This window comes from Paraburkholderia sp. FT54 (assembly GCF_031585635.1).
Classification (GTDB): Bacteria; Pseudomonadota; Gammaproteobacteria; order Burkholderiales; family Burkholderiaceae; genus Paraburkholderia.
Genome location: NZ_CP134196.1, coordinates 850771 through 868389, shown reverse-complemented (window position 1 = coordinate 868389; position 17619 = coordinate 850771). Strand labels below are relative to the sequence as shown.

Below are 17619 nucleotides of genomic sequence, written 5' to 3'. Positions count from 1 at the left end.
CTTTTGGTCAGTTGAGAGTTGAGGTTGCCCGCTCGCGCAGGTTCAACCGAACGTGAAAGCAAACGCCTGCACGCCCGGGTCCAGAAACTCGATCGAGAAGGTGTGATCCCCGACTTCGCCAGTTTGCCGCAACAGTTGATAGAGACGCTGCCCGGTCACGGTGCCGCTGCCATCGGCGGCGACGTCGGTGCCGTGCGATGCCCCAGGCGCGGCGCCGTCGACGCTCACGCGAAACCGCACCGGCTTGCCGTCCTTGCCCGGACCGAGCACCAGATGCAGGTCGCGTGCATGAAAGCGATACACGATGCGTCCCGACGCCGCCACCAGCGTGGCGTGCTCCGCGCCCACATTCCATGAACCGGCGAGACCCCAGTCGTTGACGCCAGGTTGCGACGGCGCGGCATAGGTGTGCGCCTTGTCCGCCACTTCCCCGCCCGGCGACGCGAAGTTTTCCGCGCGCTGATAACCGACATAGGTTTCCGTCGATTGCATGTCGGCGTTGTCCGCCGCGGCCTGCACGCCTTGCGCGCCGCCGTTTGCAATACCGATGGCAACCTTCGACGCGTTCGCGTGACCCGCTTCGGTCAGCAGTCGCTGTATCACTTTTTCCGATTCCGCGTAATCGCCTTCGCCGAAGTGGTGGTAACGGATCTGCCCTTTCGCATCGACGAAATAGTGCGCGGGCCAGTACTGGTTATTCAGCGCGCGCCAGATCGCGTAGTTGTTGTCGATCGCGACGGGATAGTCGACACCAAGGTCGTGCGTCGCCTTCTTCACGTTGTCGATATTGCGTTCGAAAGCGAATTCCGGAGCATGCACGCCGATCACGACAAGCCCCTGATCCTTGTATTTCTGCGCCCACGCTTTCACATACGGCAGCGAGCGCAGACAGTTGATGCAAGAGTAAGTCCAGAAATCCACCAGCACGACCTTGCCGCGCAAATCCTGCGTCGTGAGCGGCGGCGAATTCAGCCATTGGACCGCGCCGCTCAACGGGGGCAGCACGCCTTCGACCGGCAGCGGCGCCGCGTCGGCGGCAGTGCGCATCATCGCGCCGCCGGACGTCACGGCGGAGTCCGCATCGGCACTAACGGCCGGTCGAGTCGCGGGGTTGGCGCTCGCCATCGCGCCGCCGGACGCATCGGCCGGATTGCCGGCGAGCGGCGCTTTGCCCGGCGCCGCGTTCGGCGAAAGCCTATCGACGAGCTTCTGTTCGAGACCACCGGTCGCAACCGTCGAGACGCGAGCGAGCACGCCGGTATCGAAACCGAGTGCGATCGCCGCCACGCCGCACAACATCAACGCGCCGATGCCGCGGCGAATCCATTCGCCCGCGCCCAGCGAACGTTTCATCGCCGTGAACACCTTGCCGCCGATCAGCAGCGCCACCGCCAGCGAAGTCGCCGCGCCGGCCGCGTAGGCCACCAGCAGCAACGTCGTGCCGACGCTCGCGCCGCGCAGTGCCGCACCGGTCAGCACGAGACCGAGAATCGGACCGGCGCACGGCGCCCACAGGAGGCCTGTTGCAATGCCAAGCAGAAACGACGAACCCGCGCGGACCTGCTGGCCGTCGGCCTGCGCGAAATTCGACAGCCGATTGCCGGCGCTGACGAGCGGCCGCATCAGATGATCGGCGAAGCGTGGGAACAGCAGCGTCAGCCCGAAAATCGCGAGCAGTGCGATAGCCACCCAGCGGCCATACTGGTTGGCCTGTGTGACCCAGCCGCCGCCCACGGCGGCGAGCGTCGCAACGAGAGCGAAGGTCAGCGCCATGCCAACGAGCAAGGGCAACCCGCTGCGCACGAATGGCTGGTCGGCGCGCGCGAAAACGAAGGGCAGCACCGGCAGGATGCACGGGCTGAGAATCGTAAGGGCGCCGCCGAGATAGGCGAGAACGATGAGTAACATGTCAGTTCCGAACGTTCGTTGAGGTCGGTTAAAGTGAGCATGCTGGCCCGGGCGGCAGCCGGCATGCGGTTCATCCAAAGCCTGATACCGCGGAAAGTGCCCACATCCTAGAGCGCCGGCGGTGTCGAAGTCCTCACGAAAAGTTAAATTAAATGTGATAACTCGCTGCCCGGAAATTTTGCACAATGGCGCCATGGCCGCCTTTCCCGGCGGCCGTGCCCCGGCCCTCCTCCTCAACACGCCCTGAACCGCGGCTCTAGCCCACCATGGACAATCCGAAGCGCATCCTGATCGTCGAAGACGACGTCGACATCGCCAACGTGCTGAGTCTGCATTTGCGCGACGAGCGCTATGAAGTCGTCCACAGCGCTGACGGCAATGAAGGGTTGCGCCTGCTGGAACAAGGCGGCTGGGACGCGCTGATTCTCGATCTGATGCTGCCCGGCGTCGACGGACTGGAAATCTGCCGGCGCGCCCGCGCGATGACGCGCTATACGCCGATCATCATCACCAGCGCGCGTTCGAGCGAAGTACACCGGATTCTCGGCCTCGAACTCGGCGCGGACGACTATCTCGCCAAACCGTTCTCCGTGCTCGAACTGGTGGCGCGCGTGAAGGCGTTGCTGCGCCGCGTCGACGCGCTGGCGAAAGACTCGAAACTCGAAGCCGGCAGTCTGCGCGTCGCCGGCTTGTCGATCGATCCGCTCACGCGCGAAGCCGCCGTCGACGGCAAGCCGATCGAACTCACGCCGCGCGAATTCGACCTGCTCTACTACTTCGCGCGGCATCCCGGCAAAGTGTTCTCGCGCATGGACCTGCTCAATGCGGTGTGGGGCTATCAGCACGAGGGTTACGAGCACACCGTCAACACTCATATCAACCGGCTGCGCGCGAAGATCGAGGCCGATCCGGCCCAACCCGAGCGCATCCTGACCGTCTGGGGACGCGGCTACAAGCTCGCCGTGCCCGGCGAGCCAGCCGGCGCACCGAAGGACGCATCGTGAATCTGACGCTGACCCAGCGGCTCTCGCTCGTTTTCTCCGTGCTGCTGCTGGCATGCTGCGGCGCGTCGGCCTTCCTGCAAATCCGTTCGAGCGATCTGCACGAAAAGGAAGTCATCCAGAGCCTGTCGCGCAATCTCGCCGACCATATCGCTCACCGCACCACGCTGATGGACGCCAGCGGCTTGCGGCCCGACGCGGTCCGGCAACTGTTCGGCCAGCTCATGAGGGTGAATCCGAGCGTCGAGGTGTATCTGCTCGACAATCAAGGGCGCATTCAGGGCGACGACGCGCCCGTGGGACACGTCAAGCGTGAACAGCTGAATCTTGCGCCCATCCGGCAGTTCATCGCGGGAGAGCCGCTGCCGATTCTCGGCGACGATCCGCGCAGCGTCGACGGCAAAAAGGTGTTCAGCGCCGCGCCGCTGCAACTGAGCGGACAGGCGCCGTCCGGCTATATCTACGTAGTCCTGCTCGGCGAGGAACACGACGCGCTGGCCGCGCGCGTGGCGGCCAGTTCCGTGCTGCGCACGACATTGTGGTCGATGGCGCTGGTCGCCCTATTGGGCCTGCTCGCCGGTTTGACCGCCTTCGGCCTCATCACGCGGCCGCTGCGCCGCCTGACCGACGCCATGCGCCGCTTCGATGCGCAGGGCGAGCCCGACACCCAGCCGAGCGTGCCGCGTTCGTCGCCGGCCGGACGGCGCGACGAAATCGCCGTACTCGAAGCGACGTTCGCGCAGATGGCGAACCGCATCGGCGAACAATGGCGCGCGTTGAGGCGGCAGGACCAGCAGCGCCGCGAGTTGATCGCCAATATTTCGCACGACCTGCGCACGCCGTTGACCTCGCTGCACGGTTACCTCGAAACGCTGTCGCTGAAGTCCGACACGCTCGGCGAAACGGAGCGCAAACGCTATCTGGCGATCGCGCTCGCACAAAGCGTCAAGGTAGGCCGGCTGGCGCAGGCCTTGTTCGAACTGGCCCGGCTCGAACACGGCAACGTGCAACCCGCGCTCGAACAGTTCTCGCTGGTTGATCTGGTGCAGGACGTCTTTCAGAAATTCGAATTGCCGGCCGAGGCGCGGCACATTCAGTTGCGCGCGGTCATTCCGCCACGCCTGCCGAACGTTTGCGCTGATCTCGGCATGATCGAGCGCGTGCTGACGAATCTGCTCGACAACGCGATTCGCCATACACCCGCCGAAGGATCGATCGAAGTCGATCTCGCGCACAAGGACGGCAAGGTGTCGATCACGGTCAGCGACACGGGCCCCGGCATTCCGCCCGAGCAGCGCGAGGGTCTGTTCGAACGCCCATTCAGTTCCGGCGGCGCGCATCGGGGCGGTGGATTGGGGTTGCTGATCGTCCAGCGCATGCTGCAATTGCACCATAGCCAGATACGTCTGCTCGAAACGGCGGGAACCGGCACGACGTTCTGCTTCGAGTTGCCGACGGCCGCTGCCAGGTCGAGTGTCGCCGGCGTGCTTATGTGATGTCTGGCGCCGATCCTCGATGCCAGAGATGGACGCGAGACCTTGGCGCTGCACCTGAAGCTCGGCGGCATCTTCTTAGCCGCATCGGCTTTTCACGAATTCCGAGAGTCAGACGTTGAGCGCCGCTTTCCGAAGTCGCCGACGCTCCAGCCAGTTGCGTACTTGACCCGCCGCGAACGCGCTTATCAGCAAGCACAGATATAGCATCAAGATATTGTGGCGCCATGCATCGAGCGTGACTTGATGCGCGACCAGTTTCGGATCGGGTCGCAATGGCCCGACACTGATTGCGACGACCGTTTGCTTCATTCGTATAAACCCGGCAGCGGAAAGCAACGGCAATACAACAAGCAGCGCGATCAGAGCCGGCTTCGCGCGACGCGCCATGGCACGATGGCGCACGCGCAGCCACAGTCCGAGACAACCATGCAGCCAGCCCGGCGCGAGTAGTGCAAGCTGCAAGCCCTGGGTGCCGCTGGTGATGAGCGATATCACAATGCGCTCATAGTTCGGTTCAAAGCCGTACAGCGAGGAGGCAAGCCGGGTGGACACGGCATGCCGGATCAGCAGCAGAGGCAGACTCAGTCCCGCCCAAAGTCGAACCCATTCAGTCAGCGGCAGCGTCCAGTGGCGGCGTCCGTAGATGGTTCGCAGCGCCAGTGAAAAATGCAGTAACGCCGCGCCATATAGCAGCACCGTTCCAGGCACGCTGCGCCATAACCGCAGCGCCAGCACGAGACCGCGCCCGGCAAGATCCAGCGACCAGATCCCCAGCGCATGATTGACCAGATGCAGAAAAAGATAGACCAGCAGAACCACGCCGGACACGAGCTGAAAACGACGCAGCAGAGCATGCACGGTCGATTCCCTGACGTTGAGCGCGGACAAACTCAGCGGCCGCCGAAAAAACGCTGGCGGTTCGCGCCCGGCGGCTCGGAATAAGTCTGCCGGGCACGGCGGCTTCCAGGCGGCGATACGTGTTCGATTCATTTCAGGCACCACGTGCAGGCCGTTCCTGCCGCTTGTCGCCCGTTCTGTGGTTCGCCGTCGTATAGCGAATAGCGTCGGCAAATTTCTGCAGCGCTGACAGCGAACCGCACACACTGTGGTATTCCTCGCGGCCGATCCGGGCGTCGAGAATAACCGCCATCCCTGACTGACGGGCCATGTCGATGATGTCCATTTTGATCACCCCCAATTCGTGTCTTCACGAACTGCAAGACTCCGAATCCGACACGGTTATTCCCGCTCTCTTTTCAACGCTCTGCCGGGAATAAGAACTCCACTCCGATGGTTTACCGGTTCAGAGCGTGCTGATGCCGACTCACGTCGAGTTCGAACTTGCGCTCGCACATTGAGGAGTATTGACATGAAACTGACCTCGCTGAACCGTCTCACGGTCCGGGCCCTGTCCGCCACATTCGTCGTAAGCGCCGCCCTTCTGGCGACATCGAACGGCGCCTATGCGCAAACCTCGACCACGCCCGCCACGCATCAGCTCACGCGCGCCGACGTGCGCCATGAACTCGAGGAGTTGGAAGCCGCCGGATACGACCCGTCTCGCGGCGACGACAGTAACTATCCCGCCGACATTCAGGAAGCGGAAAGAAAAGTGGCTGCCATGCACGCAGCCCAAACGAGCGCGCTCAACGACAACCAGCCGGCAATGCAGACCATGCCGACGCATTGATGGCGATGCCGTGTGTGTGAACCTGTGGACAGTGGGTTCTTCCTTTGAGCGTCGGTCTGCTTCAGATCGACGCTCTTTTTTGCCGGCATCAAACTCCTTACAGGCGGGCGTTGATGAACCATGATGACGACACCGGCGCCTCATCGGTGACCAGACGACCAGCTCTGGCCATCACATCTGATTCAGCATCACACTGCTCAACTTGCGCCGCGCGATCGGAGCGAGCGACGCACCCAGCCGCTCGCCCTGGCGTTCGTCGATAAGGCTCGTCAAAAGCCGGGAAAACCGTGGTTCTTCGACACCCGACACGATGTACTGCCAGCGGTACGCATCCAGCATCCCGGCTTTCACGCGAGCCTGTTCGTGATCCGTGAATATCCGCCCAGCATTGGCAAGAAAGTATTCCGCGTCAGCCTCGGACTGCAATTGCAGCAACCCGTCCACCGCGCCGATCAATTCGATCAGGTCGCCAATCGCCGCGTTACGTGCCGTGGCATCGAGCTTCGCATCGTCGCGCCCCCATTCGAGTTCGTCGATGATCGCGTGCTGCGACTCTTCCTTCCAGTGAAACAGGAACACGTCCTTGAACAGCGGTGACAGACTGTCGTCGACTTCCATGCTCTGGCGGTAATGCACTTGCGTCACGATTTCGATGCAGCAAGTCAGCGCGAGAATGGCCCACGTCGATTTGCCGAGAACGAAGTTCGCGACGTCATCGGTCGGCGGCAAGAAGCGATAACCCGCCGGCATGTCTTCACCGGCCAGTATCTCGATGCGGCGGAACAGTTCCTGATGCTTCAGTTCCTCCTCGGTGAAACGCATCACGGCTTCGAGCGCGATCTGGTCACCCAGTGCGTGATCGCGGCCGACTTCGAGCATCTTCGCGCCGACAAAACGCTCGACCAGTCGGAACATGTTCGCGTAAGTGCGTCCCTGCACCTGCGACATCAGGCGGCGTTCGGTCTCGTTCAGGAACGGCAACCGTACGACTTCCGTGAGGCCATCGGGCAGGAACTTGTGCGCGAGGTCGAAGCGGCGTCCGCGAATCACGTCGCGATCGATGTCCCAGCGGATACGCCGGGACACTTCAATACATCTGGCGTAACGCTGGGACGGCAACTCAGCCTGGATAGCATTCATGGCACTACTCCTCGACGGGAATGGGATTCGAGCGGCGCAGCGAGACTTCGCATGGTCACCGTCTGAATCGAATTCTCCGTGTCGGAGCAGGAGCGCACATGAGGCGGTGGTCCCGGCTGCCAGCCGGGACCGCGCCGATTCATGCGATGCGAGGGGACCTGTGTCCCGGATGACCGGGCAGACCCGAGCGTCAGGCTGCGGGCGAATCGAAACCCGCCTTGCGGGCAAGCACGATGGCCTGCGAACGATTCTCCACTTCGAGCTTCGCAAAGATGCTCGTGATGTGATTGCGCACGGTCTTTTCGCTGAGTGCGAGCCGCGCGGCAATCTGGGCGTTATCGCGTCCACCCGCAATCAATTCGACAATGTCGCGCTCACGCGGCGTGAGCGTGGCGAAGACCGGGTCGATGGCGACGTCGGCCGAAAGGAAGTTTCTGATTTCTTCGCGCCAACGCAGCCAGGCGGGTTCCGTATCGAGCAGCAGATGGTTCTCGCTTTCGAGCGGCACGAAACGCGCGTCGGGAATCTGTCCCGCGAGCAGGCGGCTCTCTTCGAACGGCACGCGGGCATCGCCGCTCGCGTGCAATACGAGCGTCGGGCACGTGACCTGTTCGAGCAGATCGACCACGTCGATCTCGTTGAAAACCCGCATGATCCGCGCGGCATTGCGCGGCGTGGTGGTCATGCGTTCGAGTTCGTTGAACCACCGATGCTGCTCGGGTGTGCCGCCGGGGATGAACTGCGTCGTGAAGAATTGACGGAAGGCCGGATTCTCCTGCCCCCAGCCGAGTTCGGCGAGTTTCACGAGCGTCTCGGCCTCGTCGCGCATCGCGTCGCCCGCCTGCCGCTTGAGCTTGCCGCGCGCATAACCGCCGTAGAGTATCAGTTGCTTCACGCGCTCTGGATGCGCCACCGCATAAGCCACGGAAATCGACGCACCCTGCGATATGCCGAGCAAAGTGAAGCGTTCGACGCCGCTCGCGTCGATCACGGCCTCGAGATCCTGCAGCCAGGCTTCGAATGAAATGTCCGCGACGTCGCGATCAGACAACCCGCAGCCGCGCTGGTCATAACGCACGAGCGTGTGATTGCGGCTCAGTTCCTCGACCACATGACTCCAGACAGGGCTCTCGAGATCGAATTCGATATGGCTCAGCCAGTTTGCAGCCTTGACGATCACTGGACCCGTGCCGGAATTCGCATAGGCGATGCGAACGCCGTCGCTGCTGGTACAGAAACGTATCTGCTGCCGGAGACTGGGCGGATTGGCGGACATGGCGCGCGGAATGTATGGCTGGTCCCAAAGGCGGTGATTCGTCGGAAGAAACACACTCGACGCCCTCGTGCAGGGTGACGAAACGGCCAGCTTTCAACATAGAAAGCCGTCACCATGTAATCAAACGCTGCAAACCGTCGAGCGCACTGACGAGAGCCTTGGCGAGCATCCGGTCCGGACACCGCCTTCGGTTCGCCCCGCCAAGCTTCGTCTTTTCCGAACCTTTGCTTCGCAATTAGCAGGTTTATCCGATCCCGAACATATCGCAGACTGGGCTCATCTTCACTACGGACATCGTCCAGGCAAGGAAAAAATCATGCGAACCTATCCGCGTAACAGCCCGCAAGCCGCTGCACGCATTGTCGCGCTGGCTCTCACGGCGGACGGCCACGTGTGCAGCTCGGAAGAGCGCGTGCTCCAGAGATTGAACATCGCCGGCGAGCTCGGTCTCGCACCCGCGCAATTCGAGCAGATCGTGCAGACGCTGTGTGAGGACCACCTGGTCGCGCATCTGTCGTCCGCGCCGCCGGTGGGTCATCTCGACCCGGCCATGCTCACGACCTTGATCGACGAGATCGACGATCCTGAGTTGCGCCGCAAGGTCATTCGCTTATGTGTTGCCGTGGCGGTCGCCGACGACCATCTGGCCGATGGCGAAATCAGCCTGCTCGCCGCCATATTGAACGCGTGGGGACCGAACCTGACGCCGGTCACCAACCGTCACGGCCTCCCATCGCGCGTCGTGCGCGGTTATCAGCGCGCGCCGGCCACCACCTGAGAAGCGAGACCATGATGTTGCCCGCGACGGGACCGAATGGCGTGAATTTCCTCGATCACGCCGTCCGCGCGGCCGAGCCAGCGCAGGCCCCGCAGCAGCGACAGGTCCTCTGCGCCAAGTTCCGCGAGCGGAAACACGCCGAGGCCGCGCGCGGCGAACACCGCCATCAGTGCGCTGTCCTCGAACTCGCCGACGATGCGCGGCCGAATGCCCTGTGCCTCGAACCACCGGTCGAGCCGTGCGCGCAAGGCGGCGTGCCGGGTCGGCAGAAGCACGGGCACGTCCGCGAGGCATTGCGGAAATCGCGCACGAGCGGCTTTGCGGATGATCTCCGTCGGGCCATACCAATCGACCGGCGAACCGGCAAGGCGCTGGCTCAACACACGCAGGTCGGCGTTGTGCGGCGCCGGCTGGCAAGCGAGTACCAGATCGAGCCGATGCAGTGCGAGCTCCGACAGCAACTGCGCGTGCTCGCCCTCATGACACAGGAGCCTGAGCGACGGCGTGCCGAGAACCGGCGCCAGCAATGCGTGCGCCGCGAGTTTTGAAATGCCGTCGGAGAGACCGACGGCGAGCCGCGCCACACCTTCGCTTCCCGCCTCGCGCATCTCGTCGAGCAACGCCTCGCCGAGCTGAAAAATCTGCTCCGCGCGACTGAACGCCGTCTCGCCGGCTTCGGTCATCGTGACGCCGCGGCCCGCCGGTTTCAGCAATTGGCGCCCGATCGATTTCTCCAGCTCACGCACCTGCGCGCTGATGGTCTGAACCGCCATGTCGAGCCGTTCGGCCGCGCGCGCAAAGCCGCCTTCTTTCACGACGATCCAGAAATAGTACAGATGACGGTAGTTGAGCATGGCGTGACACTTCGAAAAAAACGATATGTCGCTCAGAGTATCACTGATTTATCCGAAGCGATAAGACAGCGATCATGGCGTTAATCCGACGTCACCCGCATTCATTCGCCTACGGACACCATGGACACTCTGCTCGCACTCGTTGCCGATCCCGCCGCATGGGCCGCGCTGCTCACGCTGGTCGTGATGGAAATCGTGCTCGGCATCGACAACCTGATTTTCATCTCGATCCTCAGCAACAAGCTGCCGGAAGCGCAACGCGCGCGCACGCAGCGTATCGGCATCATGCTCGCGCTCGTGATGCGGCTCGGCCTGCTCGGCACGGTTGCTTGGATCGCGCAGTTGACCGCGCCTGCCGTCACGCTCTTCGGCCACGCGTTTTCGTGGCGCGACCTGATCCTGCTCGGCGGCGGTCTGTTCCTCGTCTGGAAGGCGACGCGCGAGATTCACCACCACGTGGTCCATGCGCAAGAAGAACACGACAAGCTGGGCAGCACGGTCCAGTTGACCGTGGCGGCCGCGATCGGCCAAATTCTGTTGCTCGATATCGTGTTTTCGGTCGACAGCATCATCACCGCTGTCGGCATGACCGAACACACGCCGATCATGTTCGTCGCGGTAATCAGCGCGGTCCTCGTGATGCTGTTCGCTGCGCGCCCGCTGTCACGCTTCATCGATCGCAACCCGACCATCGTCACGCTCGCGCTCAGCTTCCTGCTCGTGATCGGCATGACGCTGATCGCTGAAGGCTTCGGCTCACACGTGCCGAAGGCCTACATCTACGTGGCGATGGCGTTCTCCGCTTTCGTCGAGGCGATGAACATGCTGGTGCGGCGCGCGAAATCGAAGCGCACGCTCAGCACCGGGCAGTGATCGATAGCGTGTGATGGTTGTTTCCGGATCGGGCGGCTCGCCCGCTCCAGCGTTCGATGTCTTTGTACTCTTGAGGAGCGACACCATGAAATGCCCTGTTTGCAAGACCACTGATCTGCTGATGACCGAGCGCCGCTCGATCGAAATCGACTACTGTCCCGACTGCCGGGGCGTGTGGCTCGATCGCGGTGAACTCGACAAGCTGATTGCGCAGGACGCGGCCAATTCCGACGCACCGCCCGCCCCCCGCGCAAGCCGCGACGGGCACCGGGAGCGTGACCATTCGTACGACGGCCACCGTGGGTACGACGATCATCGAACGGGCTACCGGACGCAGAAGAAAAAACGCTCGATTTTCGATGTATTCGATTTCGACTGAGCGCCGTCAGCCATGAGGGAAGAAGCGCCGGGAACATTCCGGCGCCTGTCGCACTAGCGTGCTTTACCGCGAGCACCCTTGCCGGCGCTGCCGGCGCGCGGCGCATCCTTACCCGCGGGCGCGGCGCCGCCGTTCATCTGTTCCATCCACGACAAGGCGTCGACGTAGGACAGAAACTGCTTGAGGTAGCCCGGCGAAACTTCGCGCATGAGCGAGAGCGCCCGGTGCACGAGGCTGCTCGAATTGAGCGGACCGGCGTTCCCCGGCACTTGCTCCAGCGACTGCCGCAGTTGCTTCTCGGTGCGGACTTTCGACCAGACTTCCCTGAAGTAATCGAGCGCGGGCAGTTCGGGATACGCGTCGGCGCGCGGCAAACCTGTCGCCACAGGCACATGATCCTGGCTCGCGATAGAGTCGACGAGGCTCCTGAGCGTTGCATGCGCGGCGGGCTCTTCGTCAGCATGGACACGCGCGTCGTCAGCCGAAGACGCACCCCGTTCGATACGCCCCGCGTAGTCTTCGAGCAGCCCAGCTAGCCTCTCGTCCAGAATCCGTCGCGTTTCGCCGCTGTGGACGGCCGCGCGCCGCTCCAGCGCGTCGATGAAATGGAAGCGGACCGGATCCAGACGATCGGCGCCGCGCTCGCGCCACGCGTCGAGCGTCGTGCGGGCTACGTTTGCCGGATCGCTCTCGCCGCCGCTACTCACGAGGCTTCACCGTTACAGTCGACGGCCGCGGGACCGGCGCAATTTCCACGCGCCGGTTTTTCGCGCGTCCCTGCTCGTCCGCATTGGGACTCACGGGTTGCCCGGACCCGAACGCAGCCGCAAAGAGCGACGCGGCGGGCACGCCGTTGTCGATCAGCGCGCGCGTCACCGTCAGCGCGCGCTGCGCCGACAGCTCCCAGTTGTCGGCGAAACGACGGTTGCCTTCGCGCAGACGTTGGTCGTCGGTAAAGCCGCTCACCATCAGAATCTCGTCATTGGCGCCGAGATACGCGGACAACGGCCCGGCCAGACTCTTCAGCAGATCCCGCCCTTGCGGCTGCAACTGATCCGAGTTCAGCGCAAACAGCACATTGCCGCTGATACCGATGCGCCCATTCACCAGCGTCACGCGCCCAGCGGCGAGCGGGCCGGCCAGCGCCTGTTCCAGCGTCTTGCGCCGCTGCGTTTCGAGCTGACGCTGCTTGACCTCCTGCTCCAGCTTGCTCGAAAGCTCCAGCTGCACGCCGATCACGCCCACGAGTATCAGGACGAAGGCGCCCAGCAGCACCGACATCAGGTCGCCGAAAACCGGCCAGATCGGCGCGACCTGCTCCACGCCGCCGTCGATGTCCTCACTCATGCCGCTTCAGCTCCGGCTGACGCACGCCGGCTGGCGAGCTGCTGCAGGTCTTCGACGATCTGCTTCTGCGACATCACGCTCAGGTCGATGACTTCCCGCGCCTGCGCCACGTAGTACGCAAGCTGTTCGTCGCTGCGCGCGAGCGATTTGTCGAGCGCGGTTTCGATACGCTGAAGGTGCGCGACCAGCTTGTCGTTGGACTCGCCGAACACTTGCACGGCGGTGCCGAACGCTTCGCCGAGGCTCGCCACTTCGACGGCGCTGCCGGTGACCTGCGCGGCCACCGAGCCCAGCTTGCCGGTTTCGAGTTCGATCTTGTCGGTGAAGCGCGTGCCCACGCGCTCCAGCAAATCCGCCGAGGTGGCGACGAGCGCGTCGACGGCAGTGCGCTGCTCGGTGGACGCATGATTGACGGCGTCGAGCAGGGTTTCGAGCGTTTCCAGCAAGCGGCTGCGCTCCTGCAGCATCGCGGTATCGCGGACCATGCTGTCGGAGAGCTTCTGGCGCAGTTCGGCAACGACTTCGGCCGCGGCCTTGGGGGCTTCCGAGGCCGCCTGCACGAGCCGGCCGATTTCGGCGATCGTGTCGCTGGCGTGGGCCTGCGTCTGGGCCGTGATGTCGCGCGCGGTTTGCGCCAGCGTCTCGCAGATTTCCTGCTGACGGCTCGCGGTGTGTGCACCCGCCTGTTCCCACTTCTGGCTCAGCGTTGTGGCCATGGCGCCAAGCGCTTCGGTCCACGCTGCCAGACGCTGCTGATCCCGCGAGGCCAATTCGGCTTGCAGGTTCGCCGCGGCCTTCGGCGCTTGAGCTGCGGCTTGCACGAGCCGGTCGATTTCGGCAATCGTGTTGCTCGCGTGGGTCTGTGTTTGGGCCGCAATGTCGCGCGCGGTTTGCGCCAGCGTCGCGCAGATTTCCTGCTGACGGCTCGCGGTTTGCGCGCCCGACTGCTCCCATTCCTTGCTCAAGGTCGCCGCCATCGCACCGAATGCTTCGGTCCAGATCGCAAGCCGCTGTTCGTCCTTCGAGGCCAACTCGGTCTGCAAGTCCGCGTGCGACTGTCCCACGCCGCTCAGCAAAGACGCCGCGTGCTGCTCGAAAGTCGCGGCGGCCGCCGCCAGGGCCTGCTGGTTGCTCGCCGCGAGCTTCTCGCCGACACTTTCCTGGCGCGCCAGCGCCTCGTTCCAGGCGATCGACACGCTGCCCGCCGTGCTTTCCAGCCGTGCGGAGACGCCGTCCAGCAAACCGGCCGAGCGCTGCTCGAAAGTGTCGGTGAAGCGATCCAGCGAGGCGCGCAGATGCTGCGTCAGTTCCTCGCTCGCACGCTGATGTCCCGCCAATGCCCTGTTCCAGATGTCCGCTACGGTCGTGCTGGCCGTCTCGAAGCCGCTCGAGAGTCCGTCCAGTTGCCGCTGCACGGCGTGCGTGACGGTGTCGTGCAACGCCGTCGTCTCGCGCGCGAGGCCGGCCATCGTCGCTTGCATGACCGGCTGCAGCGCCGCGCCGGCGGCCCGCGTGCTGTCCGCCACGCTCTCCTTCAACGACTGCTCGACTGAACTGGCGAGGCGCGTGTAAGCGGCCTCGGCCCTGCCGTGGAATGCCTCCTGACTGGCTATCTGCCGCTCGTTCAAGGCGAGGCTCTGTTGTTCGATGGCCGCCATCATCGTCTGCAGCCGGTCGACCAGCGTGGGCATCACCTCGGCCTGACGTTGCAGAAGCCTGAACGCCTCGTCGCGCTGATGACTCTGCGAGTAGATGCGCAAGGTCGTCGCGATCTTCACGTCGAGCATCTGCGCCGCCTGCAGGCGCTCGCGCCGGCACAGCGCGGACAGCAGCCCCAGCATGGCGGAGGTCGCCACGCCCGCAATCGAGGTGCCGAACGCAAAGCCCAAACCCTTGACCGGCGCGGCCAGCGAGGCACGGATCGCCTGCAGGTCGGTCGCGCTTTCCAGCGCCATGCCGGTGCCGCGCAAGGTCACCACCATGCCGAGCAGCGTGCCGAGCATGCCCAGCAGCACCAGCAAGCCGACCAGGTAAGGCGTCAACGCCGGGCCAGGCAAGGCCACCCGCTCGCCTTCGACGCGCAGGCGCACCGCGTTGCGCAGGCTCGGATGCAAGGGCTCGAGCCATGCGCCGAGGTTCGGCGGCGGCCCGGACAGCCCCGCGACGGCGTGCGTGAGCGTGGCGGTGGCCTGGTTGTAGCGGTGCAATTCGAGCGCGCCCGCCACGTAGCAGACGCCGATCGATAAGGTGACAGCCAACGCCAGCGGGTTCGAACCGAGGTAGCCGGCGGCGATCCAGCACACGGCCGCCAGACCTGCCAAAAACACAACGAGATCAATACGATATCTGGACATAGTGTCCCAGTTAGCTGGCGCGAAGGGCGGCGAGCAGCCCTTCGACCGGTTGTAAACGAATATCCAGTTCGGCAAGCAATACGCTTTGCATGTCCTTGCGGAACACGTTCACCCATGCGCCGGGCGTGAGCGCCGCTGCGTTGCTTGCAGCAGCGCCTGCGGTGTCGCCCGCGGCCTCGGCGGCGGCGAGCGTCGCCTGCTCGGCCACGCGCAAGCGCTCGAAGTGCCCAGCGAGCAACGCGGGCACCGACGCCAGCAGATTGCGCTCGCGCTCGCTCAGCGCGCGCTCCATCACCGCGTCGACCACCGCGAGCCGCGCCATGTCGGGTGTTCTGGCGGCCAGCATGCCGCGCAGGCGGCCACGCAGATTGCCGATCCCCATTTCCATCGACTGCTGGATGGAGAGATAGCGCTGGCGAAAAACCGCGTAATCGGCTGCCGGCTCCGGCGGCGCACTCTGGGACGACGCATGCGCCGACCCGCGACGCCGGTGGGCCGCAAACACGCTGTCGCCCGTGATGGTCTTCGCCAGCGAACTGCGCGCGCGGACGTACTCCGACTCTTCGGCGCTGCCGAACACGCGTACACCGGCGCCGCCGGCGACGCCGGGCGGATTGCCGTTCAGTGCCGAGGACAGCGCAATGGCGTCGGTCCAGCCGAGCCATTGGCTGAGCCGGTCCGAGAGCGATTGCCTGGATTCGGGAACATCGACGTCCGCGAGGCGAGCCAGTAGGCGAATGAGCGCCGGGCCGCTGAGGGCGGTGCGCTGGGAGGCTTGCAACATACCACCGGAGACAAAAAAGTCGCCAGTTTACACGCTGTCGGCAATTGGGCGGCCGCCGGTCGACCCGAGGGCCGCGCGCGAGGCGCATTTTACTTGACCGGCGCCCTGCTCGACGACCCTTCCGGCCAGCTGATTCGACCACCCGATTCGGCCTGCAGCTTCGGCCTGCACCTTCGGTTCGCGGCTCCGCCCGTATGCGCTTATTGAAGCGACGCGCTCTCGCGCGCCAGAAGGTTCTCGCGCATCCATTGCTCCGCGTTCGAGTTTGATCGCGCGGCGGCTCGGGGAACTCAGCTGGATCGGGTGCGCATCGCCGCGATATTTGAAAGAATATGGCGAACCCGAAAGCGTCAGCGCGCTCGACGATCAGCGTGCAATGAACTACATTTCGAACGCGACCGGCCGGCCGCTCGACTGGCGCTTCCACGGGCAGGGCGAAGACCTCAAGATGACCATGTCCGGCCGCTTCGCAGTGAATGAAACGGAGGCCTATAAGCAGAATGAAATTCGATACCGTTGTGCTCGGGGCAGGCATTGTCGGCGTGTGCGTCGCCGTGCATCTGCAGAAACGCGGCCGCCAGGTGGCGCTGGTCGATCGCAAGCTGCCGGGTAACGAGACCTCGTTCGGCAATGCCGGGCTGATCCAGCGCGAAGGCGTTTATCCCTACGCGTTTCCTCGTGGGCTCGGCACGTTGCTGCGCTACGGGCTCAATCAGTCGCCGGACGTTCGCTACCATGCCGATGCGATCCTCAAGACAGCGCCGTTTCTGTGGCAATACTGGCGCAACTCTCATCCGGCGCGACACGCCGCCATTGCGAAGTCGTACGCGACGCTGATCGAGCATTGCGTGAGCGAGCACCGCGCGCTCGCCGCCGATGCCGGCGCAAGCGCGCTTTTGCGCCCGATCGGCTGGATGAAGGTGTTTCGCACCAAAGCGGCTCGCGACGCAGAAACCCGGCTCGCCGAACAGTGGCATCGGGAATACGAGGTCGAGTTCGAAGCGCTCGACGCCGCCCGCCTGCAACAGATGGAACCCGATCTCGACAGAACTCTGCTGGGCGGTCTGCGCTATCCGGCATCCGATTCCGTGAGCGACCCGAACGCGCTCGTCACCGCATATGCCAGACATTTCGAAGCACTGGGCGGACGGTTTTTTATCGGCGACGCGGACACGCTTCGCGATGGCTGGCAGGTCGATACGGAAGCGGGAACGATTGCGGCTTCATCCGCGGTGGTCGCATTGGGGCCGTGGTCGGATCGCGCGAGTACGCGATTGGGTTACCGCTTGCCTCTTGCCGTCAAACGCGGATACCACATGCACTACGAGCCACAAGGAACGGCGCGTCTGAATCATCCCGTGCTCGACGCGGAGGGCGGCTACCTGCTGGCGCCGATGGCGCGCGGCATCCGCTTGACGACGGGCGCGGAAATCGCGGACCTCGACGCACCCAAGACACCGACGCAACTCGCCGCCGTCGAGCCGGTTGCCCGCACGCTGTTTCCCTTGGGCAAGCGTCTGGATGACGAACCCTGGATGGGCCGGCGTCCTTGTACACCGGACATGATGCCGATCATCGGCCCCGCGACAAAACACGCGGGCTTGTGGTTCGCGTTCGGCCATGCGCATCATGGGCTCACACTGGGTCCGATAACCGGACGTCTGATCGCCGAGATGATGACGGGCGAAGCAACGATAGTGGACCCGCGGCCGTTCAACGTGGAGCGGTTCTGACGGCGC

Annotated in this window: 17 protein-coding genes; 7 read left to right on the top strand and 10 right to left on the bottom strand. The window is 64.1% G+C overall.

From position 1 onward, the window contains the following. Positions 1–42 precede the first annotated feature (42 nt). The gene (locus RI103_RS23400) at positions 43–1908 is read right to left on the bottom strand and encodes a cytochrome c biogenesis protein DipZ (RefSeq protein ID WP_310817926.1); all 1866 of its coding nucleotides are present in this window, start codon (positions 1906–1908) and stop codon (positions 43–45) included. Between the two features lie 266 nt (positions 1909–2174). On the opposite strand from RI103_RS23400, the gene RI103_RS23395 reads away from it, so the two are divergent. Beyond that, positions 2175–2912, top strand: coding sequence for a response regulator transcription factor (locus tag RI103_RS23395; RefSeq protein ID WP_310817925.1), 738 nt, complete (start codon positions 2175–2177; stop codon positions 2910–2912). Next, the gene (locus RI103_RS23390; protein ID WP_310817924.1) at positions 2909–4405 is read left to right on the top strand and encodes a HAMP domain-containing sensor histidine kinase; all 1497 of its coding nucleotides are present in this window, start codon (positions 2909–2911) and stop codon (positions 4403–4405) included. Before RI103_RS23395 ends, RI103_RS23390 begins: the two co-directional genes overlap by 4 nt. A gap of 108 nt (positions 4406–4513) precedes the next feature. Here the strand turns inward: RI103_RS23390 and RI103_RS23385 are convergent, their stop codons facing one another. Together RI103_RS23385 and RI103_RS23380 are read right to left on the bottom strand one after the other, a co-directional pair. Next, positions 4514–5263, bottom strand: a complete 750-nt coding sequence (locus RI103_RS23385) for a hypothetical protein (protein ID WP_310817922.1) — start codon at positions 5261–5263, stop codon at positions 4514–4516. Positions 5264–5396: 133 nt separating this feature from the next. Then, positions 5397–5588: a hypothetical protein gene (locus RI103_RS23380; RefSeq protein ID WP_310817921.1), complete on the bottom strand. Its 192-nt coding sequence runs from the start codon at positions 5586–5588 to the stop codon at positions 5397–5399. Between the two features lie 186 nt (positions 5589–5774). Between RI103_RS23380 and RI103_RS23375 the strand changes: the two genes are divergently transcribed. After that, a complete protein-coding gene (locus tag RI103_RS23375; protein ID WP_310817919.1) occupies positions 5775–6095 on the top strand; it encodes a DUF4148 domain-containing protein in 321 nt (106 codons plus the stop codon). Positions 6096–6266: 171 nt separating this feature from the next. Here the strand turns inward: RI103_RS23375 and RI103_RS23370 are convergent, their stop codons facing one another. Beyond that, entirely contained in the window at positions 6267–7235 is a 969-nt protein-coding gene (locus RI103_RS23370; protein ID WP_310817917.1) for a hypothetical protein, read from the bottom strand. A 190-nt stretch (positions 7236–7425) separates the two neighbouring features. Continuing rightward, positions 7426–8511, bottom strand: a complete 1086-nt coding sequence (locus RI103_RS23365) for an alpha/beta fold hydrolase (RefSeq protein WP_310818553.1) — start codon at positions 8509–8511, stop codon at positions 7426–7428. Positions 8512–8827: 316 nt separating this feature from the next. On the opposite strand from RI103_RS23365, the gene RI103_RS23360 reads away from it, so the two are divergent. Beyond that, positions 8828–9289, top strand: coding sequence for a tellurite resistance TerB family protein (locus RI103_RS23360; RefSeq protein WP_310817915.1), 462 nt, complete (start codon positions 8828–8830; stop codon positions 9287–9289). On the opposite strand, the gene RI103_RS23355 is transcribed toward RI103_RS23360, so the two are convergent. After that, a complete protein-coding gene (locus RI103_RS23355; RefSeq protein ID WP_310817914.1) occupies positions 9265–10143 on the bottom strand; it encodes a LysR family transcriptional regulator in 879 nt (292 codons plus the stop codon). The two genes, RI103_RS23360 and RI103_RS23355, sit on opposite strands and share 25 nt — an antisense overlap. Before the next feature lie 120 nt (positions 10144–10263). On the opposite strand from RI103_RS23355, the gene RI103_RS23350 reads away from it, so the two are divergent. Next, positions 10264–11016 (top strand): TerC family protein, encoded by a 753-nt coding sequence (locus tag RI103_RS23350; protein ID WP_310817913.1) that lies wholly within the window; start codon positions 10264–10266, stop codon positions 11014–11016. A gap of 85 nt (positions 11017–11101) precedes the next feature. Further along, the gene (locus RI103_RS23345) at positions 11102–11395 is read left to right on the top strand and encodes a zf-TFIIB domain-containing protein (protein WP_310817912.1); all 294 of its coding nucleotides are present in this window, start codon (positions 11102–11104) and stop codon (positions 11393–11395) included. A gap of 53 nt (positions 11396–11448) precedes the next feature. Here the strand turns inward: RI103_RS23345 and RI103_RS23340 are convergent, their stop codons facing one another. Genes RI103_RS23340 through RI103_RS23325 form a run of 4 tightly spaced genes read right to left on the bottom strand, consistent with a single transcriptional unit; the run spans position 11449 to position 15880 of the window. Next, complete coding sequence (locus RI103_RS23340; RefSeq protein WP_310817910.1) at positions 11449–12102, bottom strand: DUF2894 domain-containing protein; 654 nt, start codon at positions 12100–12102, stop codon at positions 11449–11451. Continuing rightward, entirely contained in the window at positions 12095–12742 is a 648-nt protein-coding gene (locus RI103_RS23335; protein WP_310817909.1) for an OmpA family protein, read from the bottom strand. The genes RI103_RS23340 and RI103_RS23335 overlap by 8 nt, the downstream gene beginning before the upstream one ends. Next, positions 12739–15096, bottom strand: coding sequence for a DUF802 domain-containing protein (locus RI103_RS23330; RefSeq protein WP_310817907.1), 2358 nt, complete (start codon positions 15094–15096; stop codon positions 12739–12741). The genes RI103_RS23335 and RI103_RS23330 overlap by 4 nt, the downstream gene beginning before the upstream one ends. Before the next feature lie 10 nt (positions 15097–15106). Beyond that, positions 15107–15880: a DUF3348 domain-containing protein gene (locus RI103_RS23325; RefSeq protein ID WP_310817906.1), complete on the bottom strand. Its 774-nt coding sequence runs from the start codon at positions 15878–15880 to the stop codon at positions 15107–15109. Positions 15881–16380: 500 nt separating this feature from the next. Here RI103_RS23325 and RI103_RS23320 point away from each other — a divergent pair, with 500 nt between their 5' ends. After that, positions 16381–17613 (top strand): FAD-binding oxidoreductase, encoded by a 1233-nt coding sequence (locus RI103_RS23320; protein ID WP_310817905.1) that lies wholly within the window; start codon positions 16381–16383, stop codon positions 17611–17613. Positions 17614–17619 lie beyond the last annotated feature (6 nt).